The organism is Micromonospora cremea (assembly GCF_900143515.1).
In the GTDB taxonomy this organism is placed as follows: Bacteria; Actinomycetota; Actinomycetes; order Mycobacteriales; family Micromonosporaceae; genus Micromonospora; species Micromonospora cremea.
In genome coordinates this window covers 2836398-2852684 of sequence record NZ_FSQT01000002.1, presented here as the reverse complement: position 1 = coordinate 2852684, position 16287 = coordinate 2836398, and the positions used below count along the sequence as shown (strand labels likewise).

At 73.6% G+C, this 16287-nt stretch carries 14 protein-coding genes; 5 read left to right on the top strand and 9 right to left on the bottom strand.

Annotated elements, in window-relative coordinates; genetic code table 11:
* Positions 1 to 4: 4 nt before the first annotated feature.
* The 6 genes from BUS84_RS26845 to BUS84_RS26820 form a co-directional block, all read right to left on the bottom strand.
* Positions 5 to 481 (bottom strand): DUF4383 domain-containing protein, encoded by a 477-nt coding sequence (locus BUS84_RS26845; protein WP_074316629.1) that lies wholly within the window; start codon positions 479 to 481, stop codon positions 5 to 7.
* A gap of 195 nt (positions 482 to 676) precedes the next feature.
* On the bottom strand, positions 677 to 1132 hold the full coding sequence (locus tag BUS84_RS26840) for a DUF4383 domain-containing protein (protein ID WP_074316627.1): 456 nt from the start codon (positions 1130 to 1132) through the stop codon (positions 677 to 679).
* Between the two features lie 102 nt (positions 1133 to 1234).
* Complete coding sequence (locus tag BUS84_RS26835; protein WP_074316626.1) at positions 1235 to 3040, bottom strand: ABC-F family ATP-binding cassette domain-containing protein; 1806 nt, start codon at positions 3038 to 3040, stop codon at positions 1235 to 1237.
* 135 nt (positions 3041 to 3175) lie between these two features.
* A complete protein-coding gene (locus BUS84_RS26830) occupies positions 3176 to 4126 on the bottom strand; it encodes a 4-(cytidine 5'-diphospho)-2-C-methyl-D-erythritol kinase (RefSeq protein ID WP_074316624.1) in 951 nt (316 codons plus the stop codon).
* A 110-nt stretch (positions 4127 to 4236) separates the two neighbouring features.
* Positions 4237 to 5106 carry a 16S rRNA (adenine(1518)-N(6)/adenine(1519)-N(6))-dimethyltransferase RsmA gene (gene rsmA / locus BUS84_RS26825; RefSeq protein ID WP_074316622.1) on the bottom strand — a complete coding sequence of 290 codons (870 nt, stop codon included), beginning with the start codon at positions 5104 to 5106 and terminating at the stop codon, positions 4237 to 4239.
* A gap of 110 nt (positions 5107 to 5216) precedes the next feature.
* Complete coding sequence (locus BUS84_RS26820; protein WP_074316620.1) at positions 5217 to 6116, bottom strand: TatD family hydrolase; 900 nt, start codon at positions 6114 to 6116, stop codon at positions 5217 to 5219.
* Between the two features lie 75 nt (positions 6117 to 6191).
* Here BUS84_RS26820 and BUS84_RS26815 point away from each other — a divergent pair, with 75 nt between their 5' ends.
* Entirely contained in the window at positions 6192 to 7439 is a 1248-nt protein-coding gene (locus BUS84_RS26815; RefSeq protein WP_074316618.1) for a hypothetical protein, read from the top strand.
* A 79-nt stretch (positions 7440 to 7518) separates the two neighbouring features.
* Here BUS84_RS26815 and metG read toward each other — a convergent pair whose 3' ends face one another.
* Complete coding sequence (gene metG, locus BUS84_RS26810; RefSeq protein WP_074319140.1) at positions 7519 to 9321, bottom strand: methionine--tRNA ligase; 1803 nt, start codon at positions 9319 to 9321, stop codon at positions 7519 to 7521.
* A 158-nt stretch (positions 9322 to 9479) separates the two neighbouring features.
* On the opposite strand from metG, the gene BUS84_RS40255 reads away from it, so the two are divergent.
* A complete protein-coding gene (locus BUS84_RS40255) occupies positions 9480 to 10601 on the top strand; it encodes a hypothetical protein (protein ID WP_244298744.1) in 1122 nt (373 codons plus the stop codon).
* Between the two features lie 55 nt (positions 10602 to 10656).
* Here BUS84_RS40255 and rsmI read toward each other — a convergent pair whose 3' ends face one another.
* Positions 10657 to 11496: a 16S rRNA (cytidine(1402)-2'-O)-methyltransferase gene (rsmI, locus tag BUS84_RS26800; RefSeq protein WP_074316614.1), complete on the bottom strand. Its 840-nt coding sequence runs from the start codon at positions 11494 to 11496 to the stop codon at positions 10657 to 10659.
* Between the two features lie 141 nt (positions 11497 to 11637).
* On the opposite strand from rsmI, the gene BUS84_RS26795 reads away from it, so the two are divergent.
* The 3 genes from BUS84_RS26795 (at position 11638) to BUS84_RS26785 (ending at position 15803) form a co-directional block, all read left to right on the top strand.
* The gene (locus tag BUS84_RS26795) at positions 11638 to 13299 is read left to right on the top strand and encodes a dolichyl-phosphate-mannose--protein mannosyltransferase (RefSeq protein ID WP_244298903.1); all 1662 of its coding nucleotides are present in this window, start codon (positions 11638 to 11640) and stop codon (positions 13297 to 13299) included.
* Positions 13300 to 13737: 438 nt separating this feature from the next.
* Positions 13738 to 15021 carry a VWA domain-containing protein gene (locus BUS84_RS26790; RefSeq protein WP_074316611.1) on the top strand — a complete coding sequence of 428 codons (1284 nt, stop codon included), beginning with the start codon at positions 13738 to 13740 and terminating at the stop codon, positions 15019 to 15021.
* On the top strand, positions 15021 to 15803 hold the full coding sequence (locus tag BUS84_RS26785) for a peptidase (protein ID WP_074319139.1): 783 nt from the start codon (positions 15021 to 15023) through the stop codon (positions 15801 to 15803). The genes BUS84_RS26790 and BUS84_RS26785 overlap by 1 nt, the downstream gene beginning before the upstream one ends.
* A 51-nt stretch (positions 15804 to 15854) precedes the next feature.
* Here the strand turns inward: BUS84_RS26785 and BUS84_RS26780 are convergent, their stop codons facing one another.
* A complete protein-coding gene (locus BUS84_RS26780; RefSeq protein WP_074316609.1) occupies positions 15855 to 16121 on the bottom strand; it encodes a hypothetical protein in 267 nt (88 codons plus the stop codon).
* Positions 16122 to 16287: the final 166 nt, after the last annotated feature.

The window sequence follows — 16287 nt, the reverse complement described above, 5'->3', positions numbered from 1 at the left end:
ACGGTCAGCGGCGGTGCACCTCGGCCACCGGGTGGCTGCGTTTCTGCCGTTCCGCCTCGGCGTGCTCCTCGGGGCCGACCTTGTCGTACAGACCGGTGCCGAGCAGGATCAGGCCGAACAGCATCGACACGATCACGGTCGACATCGAGAAGTTGAGGAAGTTCGCTCCGGTCTGCAGCACGGACATCATCAGGATGCTGGTCACCAGGAACACCACGCCGGCGGTGAGGTTCATGTAGTGGCCGAGGTTGCTGCGCCGGGACGCCCCGATGATCAGCACCACTCCGAAGACCACCGAGGCGAGCGAGAAGGCCAGGTTGGTGCGCAGCCCGAGCACCCAGTTGCCGTCCCGGCCGAAGAGCGGATCGCCGATCGTCTGGGCGACGCCCCACACGCCGAAGACCAGGATGTAGACGCCGATCAGGCCGGCGAGGACCCGGTAGAGCGGCCGCGCCGGATGGTTCACCGGAAAATGCACCATGCCCTGATCCCCCGTCCGACTGTCACCCTCGCGGTGATTGTCACCCGGACGAACGGGACATGTCTGGTGAACCCCGAAGCTCGGCAGGTCCGGACCAGCAGAGGTTTTCGCCGGTGCCCGAGCTGCCCAGGGATCAAGCCTGACCGCCCGGAGCAGCTCGGGCTCTGGCGAAAGCCCACCAGAGCGAGAAGCGAATCAGAGGACCAGGCGGGCCTTCTTCCAGGCCTCCGACTCCTCTTCCGTGCCGACCTTGCCGTACATGCCGACCATGAGTAGCACCAGGGCCGCGCTCATCACCACGATCACGGTGATGATGCTGAAGTTGAAGAAGTTGGCGTCGGTCCGGATGAACGCGAGACCGCCCAGGCTGATCACCATCAGCGCGTACGCCAGCCACTGGTTGATCGCCACGTCGATGTTGCGGCCGAGCGCGGTGCCAGCCAGCACCAGGAGCCCGAGCAGCACGCAGAGCAGCGAGAAGCCGAGGTTGGTGCCCTGACCGAGGACCTTGGTGTCGTCCTGCGCGAGGACCTCGTTGCCGGCGCTCGCGATGATGCCGAGCACACCGAAGACCACCAGGTACAGACCGGTCAGCCCGCCGATCGCCCGGTAGATCGGCCGCGCGGGGTGGTTGACGGGGGTGTGGGCCATGTCTGAGTCTCCAACGCCGTGGGGTGAGGTGTCGCCGACGATTGTCCCGCACGCGGCGGTGTGACGCCGCACACGGCCCCCGGGCCGGCGCGCCCGGCCCGGTCAGCTCTCGGGCAGGTCCTCGGCGAGCGTCATCCAGGTCTCCTCGATCCGCTCCCGCTCGGCGCGCAGATCCTTGAGCTGGGTGTCCAACTCGGCGACCCGGGCGTAGTCGGTGGCGTCGGCCGCCAGCTGGTCGAGCAGCGTGACCTCGCGCTGGTCGAGCTTGCCGAGCTGGCGTTCCAGCCGGGTCAGCTCCTTGCGGGCCTGTCGGACCTCGGCGGCGGACATGCCGGTCGCGCTGGTGCCGCTCGGCGCGGCGGACGGGGTGACGCCAGCCCGGGAGGGGCCGGCCCGCTCGGCGGTCCGGGCGAGGTACTCGTCGACACCGCCGGGCAGGTGCACCAGCCGGCCGTCACCGAACAGCGCGTACGCCGTGTCGGTGACCCGTTCGATCAGGTAGCGGTCGTGGCTGGCCACGATGATCGTGCCGGGCCAGGAGTCGAGCAGGTCCTCCAGCGCCGCCAGCGTGTCGGTGTCCAGGTCGTTCGTGGGCTCGTCGAAGAGCAGCACATTGGGCTCGCCCGCGAGCAGCCGCAGCATCTGCAGCCGACGGCGTTCCCCGCCGGAGAGGTCACTGACCGGGGTCCAGAGCCGTCGGTCGTCGAAGCCGAAGACCTCGGCGAGCTGGGCGGCGGAAACCTCCCGATCGCCGAGCTGGACCCGGCGGGCGACCTCCTCGACGGCCTCGAGCACGCGCAGGTGCCCCGGCAGCTCGGCGAGCTCCTGGGAGAGGAACGCCGGCCGCACGGTGGAACCGGTGCCGAGGCGGCCACCGTCGGGGCGGGTGATGCCGGCGAGCAGCCGCAGCAGCGTGGTCTTGCCGGCGCCGTTGGCGCCGAGGATGGCGATCCGGTCGCCGGGCCCGACCAGCCAGGTGACGCCCCGCAGGATCTCCTTGGGGCCGGCGTGCAGCTCGACGTTCTCCAGGTCGTACACCTGCTTGCCGAGCCGGGAGGTGGCCATCCGTTGCAGCGACATGGTGTCGCGCGCCGGCGGCACGTCGGCGATCAGGGCGTTCGCGGCGTCGATGCGGAACTGGGGCTTGGAGGTACGCGCCGGCGGGCCGCGGCGCAGCCAGGCGATCTCCTTACGGAGCAGGTTCTGCCGGCGGGCCTCGGTGGCGGCGGCGACGCGCTCGCGCTCGGCGCGGGCCAGCGTCCAGGCGGCGAAGCCACCCTCGTAGGCGCGGACGGTCTGGTCGGCGACCTCCCAGGTGGTGGTGCAGACCGCGTCCAGGAACCACCGGTCGTGGGTGACCACGACCAGGGCGCCCTTGCGACCCACCAGGTGCCGGGCCAGCCAGTCGACACCGCCCACGTCGAGGTGGTTCGTGGGCTCGTCGAGGATGAGCAGGTCGGAGTCGCGCACGAGCAGCGCGGCGAGCGCCACCCGGCGGCGTTCGCCACCGGACATCGGGCCGACCGGCTGGTCGAGGCCCAGGTGCGGCATGCCGAGGCCGTCGAGGATGGCCCGCACCCCGGCGTCGCCGGCCCACTCGTGCTCGGCGCCCATGCTCTGACCGAGCCAGGCGGTGCCGAGCACGACGTCCCGCACGGTGGCCTCGGGGGCGAGGGTGAGCTGCTGCGGCAACCAGAGCACCCGCAGGTCGCGGCGGTGGGTGACCCTGCCGTCGTCGGGATCCTCCTGCTTGGTGAGCAGCCGCAGCAGGGTGGACTTGCCGGCGCCGTTGAGGCCGACCACGCCGATCCGGTCGGCGTCGTCCAAGCCGAGCGAGACGTCCGTGAGCAGCGGCCCGGCGGCCCCGTACCCCTTGGACACCCGGTCCAGGTTGACGATGTTGGCCACGCTCCCACCCTTCATGATCAAGGCGTCCCGGTGCCGGCGGGCACCTGGACGCCTGACCCAAGGGTACGCGGACCCCACGGTCACCCGTGCCGCGCGCCCGCAGGGTCCCTGCGGCGGCCCGCCGGTACGCCAGGGTCAGCCGACGCGGGCGCCGGCGACCGGGCCGTGCGCGACCCGGGCCTCCCGGCACACACCCCCGGTGGTCAGCTCGGCGGCGATCCGCCCGGCGTGGGCCGCGTCGGTGGCGAGGAAGACACAGGTCGGGCCGGAGCCGGAGACGATGCCGGCGAGCGCCCCGGCCGCCTCGCCGGCCTTGAGGGTGTCGGCCAGCGCCGGGCGCATCGCCAGCGCGGCGTCCTGGAGATCATTGCCGAGCGTGCGGGCGAGCACCCGTGGGTCGCGCTGGCGCAGCGCGCCCAGCAGCGCGTCGGTGCTGCCCAGCGGCGCGCCGGCGGTGCCGGCGGCGCGGAGCCGGTCCAACTCCCGGTAGGCGGCCGGCGTGGACAGGCCCCCGTCGGCGATGGCCACGACCCAGTGCCAGGAGGTGGGGCGGGCCAGCACGGGGCTGACCGCCTCACCCCGGCCGGTGCCCAGCGCGGTGCCACCGTAGATCAGGAACGGCACGTCGGAGCCAAGGTCGGCGGCGATCCCGGCCAGCTCGTCGCGGGACAGCCCGGTGCCCCACAGCGCGTCGCAGGCCACCAGCGTGGCGGCCGCGTCGGCGCTGCCGCCGGCCAGCCCACCGGCGAGCGGGATCTGCTTGCGCAGGTGCAGCCGGGCGTGCGGCAGCACCCCGGCGTACCCCGCCAGGGCGTGCGCGGCGCGGATCACCAGGTTGGTCTCGTCCAACGCCAGCTCGCCGGTGCCCTCGCCCTCCATGGTCAGGGCGAGCGTGTCGCCCCGGCGGGCGGTCAGCTCGTCGTAGATGGAGATCGCGTGATAGACGGTGTTCAGCTCGTGATAGCCGTCGCGGCGCAGCGGGCCCACCCCGAGGTGAAGGTTGACCTTGGCGGGCACGCGGACCTTCACCGGCCCGCTGGCCCCGCGCCGCTCGTCCTCGCCGTCCGGTCGCCAGGCCTCGGTCACGGGGCGATGTCCCGCACGCGCAGACGGATGTCGAACGGCTTGGTCACGATCAGCTCCTCGGCGTGGTCGGCACTCGCCCGTACAGCCTCCTCAGCGGGCACCGCGCCAGCCTACTGGGCGGCCGGCGCCGGGGTCGGAGCCGACGCGGCGATGGCGGCGAACTGCTCGACGGTGAGCGACTCCCCCCGGGCGCCGGGGTCGACGCCGGCCGCGGTGAGCGCGGCGGCCGCCCGGTCCGCGCCGCCGGCCCAGCCCGCCAGCGCGGCGCGCAGGGTCTTTCGGCGCTGCGCGAACGCCGCGTCCACCACGGCGAAAACCCGTTTCCGGGGTACGTCGGCTCGGGGTGGTTCGCGGCGGGTGAAGGCGACCAGGCCGGAGTCGACGTTGGGCACCGGCCAGAAGACGTTCGGCGGCACCCGGCCGGCGCCCCGGGCCTCGGCGTACCAGGCGAGCTTGACCGACGGGATGCCGTACACCTTGGAGCCGGGACCGGCGACCAGCCGGTCGGCGACCTCCTTCTGCACCATCACCAGGCCCTTCCGCAGACTGGGCAGCTCGGCGAGCAGGTGCAGCACCACGGGCACGGCCACGTTGTAGGGCAGGTTCGCCACCAGCGCGGTCGGCGGCGGGTCGGCAAGCTCGGCGGCGTCGATGCGCAGCGCGTCGGCGCGGTGCACGGTGAGCCGGCCGGCGTCCGTGGGGGCGTGCCGGGCGGCGGTCTCCGGCAGAGCGCCGGCGAGCACCGGGTCGATCTCCACGGCGTGCACGTGCCCGGCGACCGGCAGCAGCCCGAGAGTGAGCGAGCCGAGCCCCGGGCCGACCTCCAGGGCCACGTCGTCAGGGGTCAGGCCGGCGGCGGTGACGATCCGGCGCACGGTGTTGGGGTCGTGCACGAAGTTCTGGCCCAGCTTCTTGGTGGGCGCGACGCCCAACCGGGCGGCGAGTTCCCGGATCTCCGCCGGGCCGAGGAGACCGGTCATGGTTGGCAGCGTATGCGCCTCCACCCCACCGTCAGGAAGGGCCCCTTGTACAACACCAGACGATTGCGAGCTGCCCCTCCTGACGTCCCGGCGGGCCGTGGGACGGGGCGTCACCAGGGGCCGAAGACGCGGTCGCCGGTGGCGGAGATGGCCACACACAGCTCGTCCAGGTCGGTGCCGGTGGTCGCGGCGAGCGAGCGGACGGTGAGCGGGATCAGGTACGAGGCGTTCGGCCGGCCGCGGTGGGGCGTCGGGGTGAGGTAGGGGGCGTCGGTCTCCACCAGGATCTGGTCCACCGGGGTGAGCGCGGCGGCCTCGCGCAGCGCGGTGGCACTGGCGAAGGTGACGGTGCCGGCGAAGCTGAGCAGGTAGCCGCGGCGGACGCACTCGCGGGCGAAGTCGGCGTCACCGGAGAAGCAGTGCAGCACCACGGTGTCCGGCGCACCCTCGTCGTCGAGGATCCGCAGCACGTCGGCGTGCGCGTCCCGGTCGTGGATCACCAGCGCCTTGCCGTACCGCTTGGCAATGGCGATGTGCGCCCGGAAGCTCTCCTCCTGCGCGGCGCGCCCCTCGTCGCCGGTGCGGAAGAAGTCCATCCCGGTCTCGCCGATCCCCCGGACCCGGTCGCGGGCGGCGAGTGACTCGATCTCCCGCAGCGCTTCGTCGAGGTCGGCGAGGCGGGGGGCCTCGTTGGGGTGCAGCGCCACCGTGGCCAGCACCGCGGGATGCCGGTCGGCGGTCTCCGCACCCCACCGGGAGGACGCCACGTCCACCCCCACCTGGACCAGCCGGTCCACGCCGACCTTCGTGGCCAGCGAGATCGCCACGGCGACCGGGTCGTCGGCCGGCCCGCCGCCGGGTACACCGGCCTCGCTGACGGTGATGTCCAGGTGAGTGTGGCTGTCCAGGACCGGCCGGGGCAGCGGCTCGGGGGCGGGCGGGAACTCTCCGGCCCGCCGTGCGGCACGCTCTCGGCGGGTTTCAGTGGGCTCGCTCATCAGCGACAGCATCACACACCGGGGCTGTCCATCCGCCCGCCACCCGACGTTCACCTCGACTACGCCGCGCGACTCTACCGTCGCCGAGTGAACGTAACCCCCCAGGCCGGCGGCGCCGCCAGCGAACGTACCGGGCTGCGGGTGGCGTTCGGCGGCGGCGTCTACCCGGCCGAGGAGATCGCCCGTGGCGCCGCGTACGAGCTGTTCAGCGCCGACGAGGTGCCCGGCTTCGAGTGGGCTCCCCGATCGGGCAGCGCCCTGCCGTGGCGCCGGTTCGTGCACGTCACCGAGGTGACGGCGGTGCACGGGGCGGCGGAGCCGGCCGAGGAGCCGGACACGCCGCTGATGCTGCCGGCGCACCGGGAGCGGGGGTGGGCGCAGTTGCACCAGCTCAGCCAGCAGCCGGCCGCGGCGGGTGACCCGATGCTGGCGGCGGCGCGCGCGTCGGCGGTGGTCCGACGGGGCACCCGGATGGTGAAGGTGCTCTCCCCCCGACAGCTCGCCGGGTACGTGCGGGGCTGGTTGCCGCACGGCTTCTGCTACCGCGAGCACGACGTGGCACACCTGCGTACGCCGGCGGCGACCACGGTGCTGCGCACCGACGGCGAGGTCGACCGGGACGGCCTGGACGTGGCGTACGCGCTGCGCTGGCGGGCCGCCGACCCCGGCGACTACGACGTGCCGGTCGGCGAGGCGCACCGCGGCCTGACCGCGCTGGCTCCCCGGGACCGGCTCGGTCCGCCGGTGCTGGGTACGGGTTTCGTGCCGAGCAACGCCCAGCTCATCCCGGAGTTCATCACCCGGGACTTCGCCGACCTGCCGATGCCCGCGAACGCCGCCCTGCTCGCCTACCCGGCGGAGGGGGTGGAGGTGGTGCTCTACACCTACCAGGCCGAGCAGCGCGGGTGGCTGCGGATGGTGGGCCCGCAGTGGCGGCATCTGCTGGCCGCGGTGCCGGGTCTCTCCCCGGACCAGGAGTACGTGCCGACCGGGGACGCCCCGCGCTCCACCCAGCTGGTCGGCGTGCATGGCGACGGCGAGTACGAGGCGGTGGCGGACCTGCCCGGCGGGTTCCGGGTGCTGGCGATGACCCGGGCGGCCCGCTACCCGGTGGAGGCGGTGGCCCGCCGGCTCAGGTTCGTGCGGTGGCGGGGCGTGCCCTGCCTGGTGCTGCGGGAGGAGGCCGGTTGGCTGCGGTTGCGGCTGCGCCACCCGGATCCGGAAGCGGTGCTCGAGACCGGGGCGCAGTGCCACGATCGCGGCGTCTACGAGACCTGGGCGCCGGGTGCCGAGGTGACCGACGATCAGGTGATGGACACCCGGTACGCGATGTGACACCGGCCGCGGTGCGGACATGAGGCGCGGCCCCGGGGATTTCCCCGGGGCCGCGCTCAGCCGTGCGACGGTGTCGTGGTCAGCCGGCCAGCCGGGCCAGCTCCTCGTCGACGATCGACGGGTCGAGCTTGCGGAACACCGGCTTCGGCGCGGCCAGTGGCCGGCCGGCCTCCAGCGGCACCGACTCCCAGCGCGCGCCGACCGTGTAGTCCCCGGTCAGCACCGGGTAGGCCGGCCCGCCGTCCAGGTCGTCGACCTGCTCGATGACCGGCATCGGCGCGTGCACGCCGGTGCCGCCGAGCAGCTCGTGCACCTGCTGCGCGGAGTGCGGCAGGAACGGGGTGAGCAGCGTGTTGGCGTCGCTGACCACCTGGAGGGCGACGTGCAGGATGGTGCCCTGACGGGGCTTGTCGGCCTCGTCCTTGAGCTTCCACGGCGCCTGCTCGGAGAGGTACCGGTTGGCCTCGGCGACCACCTTCATGGCCTCGCCGATCGCCTGCTTCTGCCGGTGCCGGCCGATGAGGTCGCCGACCGTGGTGAAGCCGGCACGGGCCACCGCGAGCAGTGCCTCGTCGGCCTCGGTGAGCCCGGCCGGGTCGACCGGCGGGATGGCGCCGAAGTTCTTCGCCGCCATCGAGACGGACCGGTTGACCAGGTTTCCCCAGCCGGCGACCAGCTCGTCGTTGTTGCGGCGGAGGAACTCCGCCCAGGTGAAGTCGGTGTCGTTGCTCTCCGGGCCGGCGGCGGCGATGAAGTAGCGCAGCGCGTCGGCGTCGTAGCGCTCCAGGAAGTCCCGGACGTAGATGACCACCTTGCGGGACGAGGAGAACTTGCGCCCCTCCATGGTCAGGTACTCGCTGGAGACCACCTCGGTGGGCAGGTTGAGCTGGCCCAGCTCGCCCGGCTCACCGTCGCGGGAGCCTTCGCCGGAGTATCCGGAGAGCAGCGCCGGCCAGATCACCGAGTGGAAGACGATGTTGTCCTTGCCCATGAAGTAGTAGGACCGGGCGTCCTTGCCCTCCCCGTCGGCGGACCACCACTTCCGCCACGCCTCGGGGTCGCCGGTGCGGCGGGCCCACTCGATCGAGGCGGACAGGTAGCCGATCACCGCGTCGAACCAGACGTAGATCCGCTTGTCCGGCCGGTCCCGCCAGCCGTCCAGCGGGATCGGTACGCCCCACTCCAGGTCCCGGGTGATCGCCCGCGGCTGGAGGTCGTCGAGCAGGTTGCGGGAGAACCGCAGCACGTTGGGCCGCCACCCCTCCCGGGTGTCCAGCCACTGTCGCAGAACGTCGGCCAGGGCGGGCAGGTCCAGGAAGAAGTGCTCGGTCTCGACGAACTTCGGGGTCTCCCCGTTGATCCGCGACTTCGGGTCGATCAGGTCGATCGGGTCGAGCTGGTTGCCGCAGTTGTCGCACTGGTCGCCGCGGGCGCTGTCGTACCCGCAGATCGGGCAGGTGCCCTCGATGTACCGGTCGGGCAGGGTGCGCCCGGTGGACGGGGAGATCGCACCCATGGTCGTCTTCGGCACGATGTAGCCGTTGCGGTACATCCCCTCGAACAGCTCCTGCACCACCGCGTAGTGGTTGCGGGTGGTGGTGCGGGTGAACAGGTCGTAGGAGAGCCCCAGGCCGTGCAGGTCCTCGACGATCACCCTGTTGTACCGGTCGGCCAGCTCGCGCGGGGTGACCCCGTCGGCGTCGGCCTGCACCTGGATGGGGGTGCCGTGCTCGTCCGTGCCCGAGACCATGAGCACGTCGTGGCCGGCCATCCGCATGTACCGGGCGAAGACGTCGGAGGGAACGCCGAAACCGGAGACGTGGCCGATGTGGCGGGGGCCGTTGGCGTACGGCCAGGCCACTGCCGCGAGAACGTGACTCATGAGCAGCAAGCCTAGTGACCTCTCCGGGAGATCCGCGAACCAACAGGAGGTGCCGGGCCGGCGGACCGGGTCAGCCACCCCGCCCATTGGTCCGATTTGTCGCCGACACGCGCTCAAGCTGCCCGATCCGACTCCGGTACCGGTGTGCAATGAACGTCGTGACTGGCAGACGAGCGGCCCGGGACCACGACGACCGTCCCACCGGGCCGGCGGTCGGCGACGACCCCAGCCCCGAGCCCGGCGGGGCCCGTGGCGGGACGGTCGCGCCCCAGCCCCGGCCGGTGCCCGGCGCCGACCCGAGCCGCACCCCGGACGACCCCACCCCCCGGCCGGGTGCCACCGCGCAGACCGGCCCGAGGCCCCGACCGGGCGCCACCCCTGCACCTGCCCCCGGCCGGCCGGGCAGGCAGCGGCCCACGCCGGCGGGACGGACGGCAACGTCGAGGCCGGACGGCACGACGGGGACCGCGCCGGCGCCCACCCCGGCCCGTCCCACGCCGACCGCGCCGGCACCCACCCCGGTCCGTCCGACTCCGGCGGGCCCGTCTACTGGCAGAGCGCCGGTGGACGCGGTGCCGCGCAGGGTGCCGGTCCGGCAGCACAGCCGCTGGCACCTGGGCGCCCGCCGGACCGACAGCGACACGCCGCCGGACGGTGACGACGGCACCTTCTGGGCGCCGATCGAGCAGGTGCACTGGGACGGCACCCCGGTCCGGGAAGATCCCGCGCCGGAGCGGGACCGGGGCTCCGGCGCGGGCCGGCCCCGGACGCCGGCCCGCGCCACTCCGCCGCCCGACCCGCTGCCCGGGCTCGCGGTGCTGGTGCTGCTGAGTCTGGTCGCGGCCTTCTTCGCCTGGGTCAGCGCCGGCCCGTTCTGGCTCGCGGTCGGGCATTCCCGGGTCGGCACGGTGGTGATCGACAACTGCACCGGCGGCGGGCTCACCCAGCGCTGCCGGGGCATCTTCACGGCGGACGACGGGCGGTTCCTGGCGCACGGGGTACGGGTCAGCGGCGTACCCGCCGGCCGGGACGTCCCCGGGACGGCGCTACCGGCGCGGCTGGCGGGTTCCGACGGCGGCACCGCGTACGTCGACACCGGCGTGGCCCGGCACCTCCGCTGGCTGCCCGGCCTGCTGATGGTGCTCGGCTGCGCCGCCGGTATCGCCCGGTGGACCGGGGCGACCCGGCTGCCCGACCGGCGGAACCGCCGCTGGGCGGTGGCCGTCGCCATCGCCGGACCGGTGCTGATCACCCTCGGCTTCCTCGCCGCCGCGTGGTGACCCGTCCGCCCGGTGGACGTGGCCCTTGAGTGAACGGCGCGCCCGGGAGCGCGGGTCAGCTGTGCACGATGGTGTACACGTCGCGGCGGCGCAGGCCGTACTCGGTGGCGACGTCGGTGATGGCGTCGCGGCGGGACCGCCCGGCCGCCTCCCGCTCGGCGACCGCCGCGCGCAGGGTGTCGTCGTCGGGGCGTTCCGCGGCGGTCACCGGCGCCCCGGCCACCACCAGGGTGATCTCCCCGCGCGGATCTCCCTCGGCGGCCCACCGGGCCAGCTCACCGAGCGGGCGGCGGAGCACCTCCTCGTAGGTCTTGGTCAGCTCCCGGCACAGCGCCGCCGGCCGGTCCGCGCCGAACGTCTCGGCCAAGTCGGCGAGCGCCGCCCCGATCCGGTGCGGCGCCTCGAAGAAGACCAGGGTGCGCTCCTCGGCGGCGAGGGCGCGCAGCCGGGATCGGCGGGCGCCGGGGGTACGGGGCAGGAAGCCCTCGAAGCAGAACCGGTCGCAGGGCAGCCCGGAGATCGCCAACGCGGTGGTGACCGCGCTCGGCCCGGGCGCGACGGTGACCGGCGCCCCGACGTCCAGTGCGGCCCGGACGAGCCGGTAGCCGGGGTCGGAGACGCTCGGCATCCCGCCGTCGGTCACCAGCGCCACCACGTACCCGCCGAGGATGACCTCGACCAGCTCGGGGGTCCGCCGCTCCTCGTTGCCCTCGAAGTAGGAGACGATCCGGCCGCCGACGGTGATGTCGAGGTCACGGGCCAGCCGGATGAGCCGGCGAGTGTCCTCGGCGGCCACGACGTCGGCACTGGTCAGCACCTCCCGGAACCGGGCCGAGGCGTCGGCGGGGTTGCCGAGCGGGGCGCCGAGCAGGATCAGGCGCCCAGCTTCGGACATTTCACCCACAGGATCGTCTCCTTCGTTGACAGCGGATACCGGTATCAGGGACGACGGGCGCCACCGGACACGTTGGCAGCCTACGATCGCCGGGTGACGAGTGCGTCGACAGCGCAGAGCCCGAGCGCCGACCCGGCAAAGATGGTCGACGTGACGAGCGACCAGAGCCCCGACCAGGAGGCCGCGGCGCCCAGCGCCGGCGGCAGCGGGGTGTCCGGCGTGGTCCGCCGACGGTTCGCCACCGTCGACACCCGGTTGGACCGCTTCTCGTGGCTGGCCACCGCCGTGGTGGTGGCCATCGCGGCGATCCTGCGCTTCGTCGGCCTGTCCAGCCCCAAGGGCAAGATCTTCGACGAGACGTACTACGCCAAGGACGCCTACGGGCTGATCAGCCGTGGCGTCGAGTGGAACTACAAGGACAACGCCCCGTCGTACGTGGTGCACCCGCCGCTGGGCAAGTGGCTGATCGGCCTCGGCGAGTGGGCCTTCGGCTATCAGGACGCGGATTCCAAGGTCTCCGTCCCCGGGCACCTGATCACCACCGCCCCGGAGTTCGGCTGGCGGTTCTCGGCGGCCGTGGTCGGCACGCTGTCGGTGCTGCTCCTGGTCCGCATCGGCCGGCGGCTGTTCCGCTCGACGGTGCTGGGGTGCGCGGCCGGCCTGCTGCTCGCCCTGGACGGCTTCCACCTGGTGCTGTCCCGCGCGGCGCTGCTCGACATCTTCCTGCTCTTCTTCGTGCTGGCCGCGTTCGGCGCGCTGGTGCTCGACCGCGACGCACGCCGCCGGCGCTGGGCGCGGGTGCTGGACGACGGGCTCGACCCGTCGCTGCCCGGCCGCGCCGGCCGACCGCCGACCGGCTGGCGCACCTGGCCGTGGTGGCGGCTCGCCGCCGGGGTGCTGCTCGGCTGCGCCTGCGCGGTGAAGTGGAGCGCGCTCTACTTCGTGCCGGCCTTCGCGCTGCTGGTGCTCCTCTGGGAGGTCGGCGTCCGCCGTTCGGCGGGGGTCCGCCGACCCTGGCGGGACACCCTGCTCGACGAGCTGCCCTGGCTGGTGCTGGCCGGCGTGCTGATGGTCGGCACCTACCTCGCCACCTGGTCGGGCTGGCTGCTCAGCGACGACGGCTACTACCGGCTCGCGTCGTCCTATCCGAGCGCCCCGCTCAGTGACGCCCCGGTGATCGGCCCGCTGATCAACCTCTTCGAGTACCACCGGGCGGCTTACGGCTTCCACACCGGGTTGGACGACGCGCACAAGTACCAGTCGTGGCCATGGCAGTGGCTTCTGCTCGGCCGTCCGGTGGCGTTCCACTGGTCCGGCGAGGGCGCCTGCGGCGCGCCGACCTGCGCCTCCGAGATCCTGCTGCTCGGCACGCCGCTGCTCTGGTGGTCGTTCCTGCCGGCCCTGGTGGCGCTGGTCTGGCTGGGTGTGGCTCGCCGCGATTGGCGGGCCGGCGCGCTCCTGCTCAGCGTGGCGGCCGGGCTGCTGCCCTGGTTCGCGTTCGCCCTCGAAGGCCGGACGATGTTCTCGTTCTACGCCGCACCCGCGCTGCCCTTCCTGGTGCTGGCTGTCGTCTACGTGCTGGGTGCGCTGATCGCCCCGGCCGGGGGTGACGTCGGCGAGGTGGCGCCACTGGTGCCCGGGGACCCGGGCTACGAACGCCGGTTGGTGGGCAGCGTTGTGGCCGGTGCGTACGTGCTGCTGGTGGCGCTCTGCTTCGCGTACTTCTATCCGATCTTCGTGGGCCGTCTGATGCCGTACTCGGACTGGCTGGCCCGGATGTGGCTGGACGGGCGCTGGATATAAGCATCGACAGGCGACGCGCCGTTCCGCGCGACGGAAACGGGCCCGCACGCTTCGGCGTGCGGGCCCGTTCTACAAAGACGCGCGCCCCGATCGCCTGCCACGGGGGAAGCGGGCGATTGGGGCGCGCATGAAGAGCTTAACCACCGCGCACCACCGGCACAACGGGTCGACTTGGGTCAGATTTCCGACGGATACGGGCAGGGCCGACGCCTCCCCTCCAGCCGTTGACCGTGGGTGACCCGGCGTGGACGCAGCGCCCTGAACGGGCAGGTCCGGGGCCGCGTGACCGCGCTCGCCGCACCCGCCGCCGGCACCCGCCACTCGTGCCCGCGGCCCGGCATCGACGGGTGCCGGAGGCCGCCGCCGCACCGGGCGCTCGGCGATCACCAACCGCCACCCAAATGATCATCCAATGTGGATCTCACTACACTGCGGACCGTGATCAACTTCAGACGATCGGCGGCCGTCCTTCTCGGACTGCTGGCGACCACCGCGCTGACCGGGCCGGTCCCGGCGGCGGCCGACGACGAGCCGGTGGCCGAGCCGCCCCGGGTCGAGCTGGTGCTCGACGTCAGCGGCTCGATGCGGGCCGCGGACATCGACGGACGTAGCCGAATCTCGGTCGCTCAGCAGGCGTTCAACGAGGTGGTGGACGCGCTGCCCGCGGAAACCCAGCTCGGCATCCGGGTGCTCGGCGCGACCTACCGGGGCAAGGACAAGAAGGTCGGCTGCCAGGACACCCAGCAGATCGTGCCCGTCGGGCCGGTGGACCGGGCCCGGGCCAAGGCGGCGGTGGCGACGCTGCGACCGACCGGGTTCACGCCGGTCGGCCTCGCGCTGCGCTCCGCCGCGCAGGATTTGGGCACCGGCGCCACCACCCGACGGATCGTGCTGATCACCGACGGGGAGGACACCTGCGCCCCGCCGGACCCGTGCGAGGTGGCCCGCGAGTTGGCCGCCCAGGGCACCAGCCTGGTGGTCGACACGCTCGGCCTGGCTCCCGACGAGAAGGTCCGCCGGCAGCTGCTCTGCATCGCCGGGGCGACCGGCGGCACCTACACCGCGGCGCAGAGCGCCGAGGAGCTGACCGACCGGATCAAGCAACTCGTCGAGCGTGCCGGTGACACGCACACCCTGGCCCCGACCGTGGTCGGCGGCGCGAACGCCTGCGACTCGGCGCCGCTGCTGGCCCCCGGTGTCTACGCCGACCGGGAGGCGTTCTCCGAGCACCGGTACTACCGGGTGCCGGTGCGGCCCGGGCAGGAGCTACGCGCGTCGGTGAGCATGGCTCTGGACCGGCCGGTGAACCGGGACTACGGGGTGCTGCTGCGGGCCACCGCGGCGGACGGCCGGGAACTGGTCCGAGGCGCGGACGCCGGCAGCGGGCGGGCCGACGTGCTCTCCGCCGGGCTGCGCTGGTCGGCCAGCGCCGACGACGAGGACGCCGTCGAGGCCGAGGAGACCGCGACGGCGGTCATCGAGCCCACCACCGTCTGCCTGGTGGTCAGCAACTCCTTCGCCCCACGCCCCGGCACCGCGGCGACGCCCGGCATGCCGGTGGAGCTGACCGTCGACGTGGTCGCCGCCGCGCCCGCGCCGGACGGGCCCGACCTCGGCCGGGGCTGGGCGCTGCTCGCCCTGCTCACCGTGGCCGGCCTGCTCACCGGACTGCTCGCCGGCCTGCTCACCCGCTGGTGGGTCGCCACCTGGAGGACAAACTGATGCGTACCGCACTGTTCCGGTCGCTGGCGGCGGTCCTCGCCGCCGGCGGGTCCGCGCTGCTGCCCGCGGCGGCCGTCGCCGCCCCCACCCCCTCGCCGGGCGCCACGCCGGTGACCCGGGCGGGCACGTCGTTCCTGACCGCCACGCCGATCACCGCCGGGCAACCGGTGCGGGTGGACGCCTCGGTCGGCGACCACCTCTACTGGTCCTTCCCGGCAATGGCCGGGCAGGTGCAGGAGATCAGCGCCACCGTCACCTTCCCGAAGGCGCGCAGCGGTGCCTCCACCTGGACCGTCGACGTCTTCGACGGACTGCGCCGGCGGCAGGCGTGCACCGCCGGGGCGCAGACCCCGACCGTGGACGCGCAGGCGTCGAGCGTGGCGTTGGGCTGCACGCTGCGCGAGGTGCGGCCCTGGGCGGAGCCGTGGTCGGCCGATCCGCTGCCCGGCACGTACGTCGTCCGGCTTTCCGTGGTGGACCTGCCGGAGCCGGACCTGGGCGCGCCGATCGACGTGGACCTGCTGGTCGGCACCGTCGCCGACCGGGGCGCCTCGGCCGACGACGGCGAGCTGGCGGCGCCGCTGGTGCCGAACACCAGGGCGGGCGCGGTGCTCAACGCCGTACCGGCGGCCGACGCCGAGGCCGACGACGAGGGTGACTCCCCGGCGGACTGGCTGCCGGAGCTCGGCTCGCGCTGGGTCTGGACCGGCATCGGCGGTGTGCTCGCCGCGGTGGCCGGCGTGGTCGGCTTCGCCCTGACCCGGCGCCCCCGGCGCGCCTGAACGAGCCCGGTCCCCGGTGGTCCCGTCCCGGCGGCGGGGCCACCGGTGGGCTCAGCCGCGTCGCGAGCGCGGCAGCCAGCCGATGAACCGATCCTGGAGGGACATGACCGGGGCGGCGCGCAGGTCCTCCGTGGCGGCGGCGAGACAGGAGCCCAGGTAGACGCTGAGCATCGCCCGGTCACCCCCGTATTCAGCCAGCAGCCGGCTGCGCTTCGTCGCGCACGGCCACTCGTCGCCGCAGGAGCCGCAGCTCCAGCCGGGGGTGGTCGGCGCGTGATCGTCAGCCCGTCCCCCCGGCCGTTCCGCACCATCGGTCATCGCACGTCCTCTCCAGATGTCCGTGGGGCTGGCGGTCGCCGTGCCCCGGTCGGCGATGGTGGCCCCCCGGTGCCATCAACCGGCGAGCGCTTTGCGTCTCTCCGGTGTTACATCCTTCCGGTACGTTCTCCCCTCGTGACAGTCGGAAATTTGACGGTCGACCGAA

Excerpts from the sequence above, each read along its gene's own strand:
- BUS84_RS26845 (WP_074316629.1), bottom strand. The coding sequence starts at position 481 with ATGGTGCATTTTCCGGTGAACCATCCGGCGCGGCCGCTCTACCGGGTC.
- BUS84_RS26840 (WP_074316627.1), bottom strand. The coding sequence starts at position 1,132 with ATGGCCCACACCCCCGTCAACCACCCCGCGCGGCCGATCTACCGGGCG.
- rsmA (WP_074316622.1), bottom strand. The coding sequence starts at position 5,106 with ATGACCGGTCTCCTCGGCCCGGCGGAGATCCGGGAACTCGCCGCCCGG.
- BUS84_RS26820 (WP_074316620.1), bottom strand. The coding sequence starts at position 6,116 with ATGCTGTCGCTGATGAGCGAGCCCACTGAAACCCGCCGAGAGCGTGCC.
- metG (WP_074319140.1), bottom strand. The coding sequence starts at position 9,321 with ATGAGTCACGTTCTCGCGGCAGTGGCCTGGCCGTACGCCAACGGCCCC.
- rsmI (WP_074316614.1), bottom strand. The coding sequence starts at position 11,496 with ATGTCCGAAGCTGGGCGCCTGATCCTGCTCGGCGCCCCGCTCGGCAAC.
- BUS84_RS26795 (WP_244298903.1), top strand. The coding sequence starts at position 11,638 with ATGGTCGACGTGACGAGCGACCAGAGCCCCGACCAGGAGGCCGCGGCG.
- BUS84_RS26785 (WP_074319139.1), top strand. The coding sequence starts at position 15,021 with ATGCGTACCGCACTGTTCCGGTCGCTGGCGGCGGTCCTCGCCGCCGGC.
- BUS84_RS26780 (WP_074316609.1), bottom strand. The coding sequence starts at position 16,121 with ATGACCGATGGTGCGGAACGGCCGGGGGGACGGGCTGACGATCACGCG.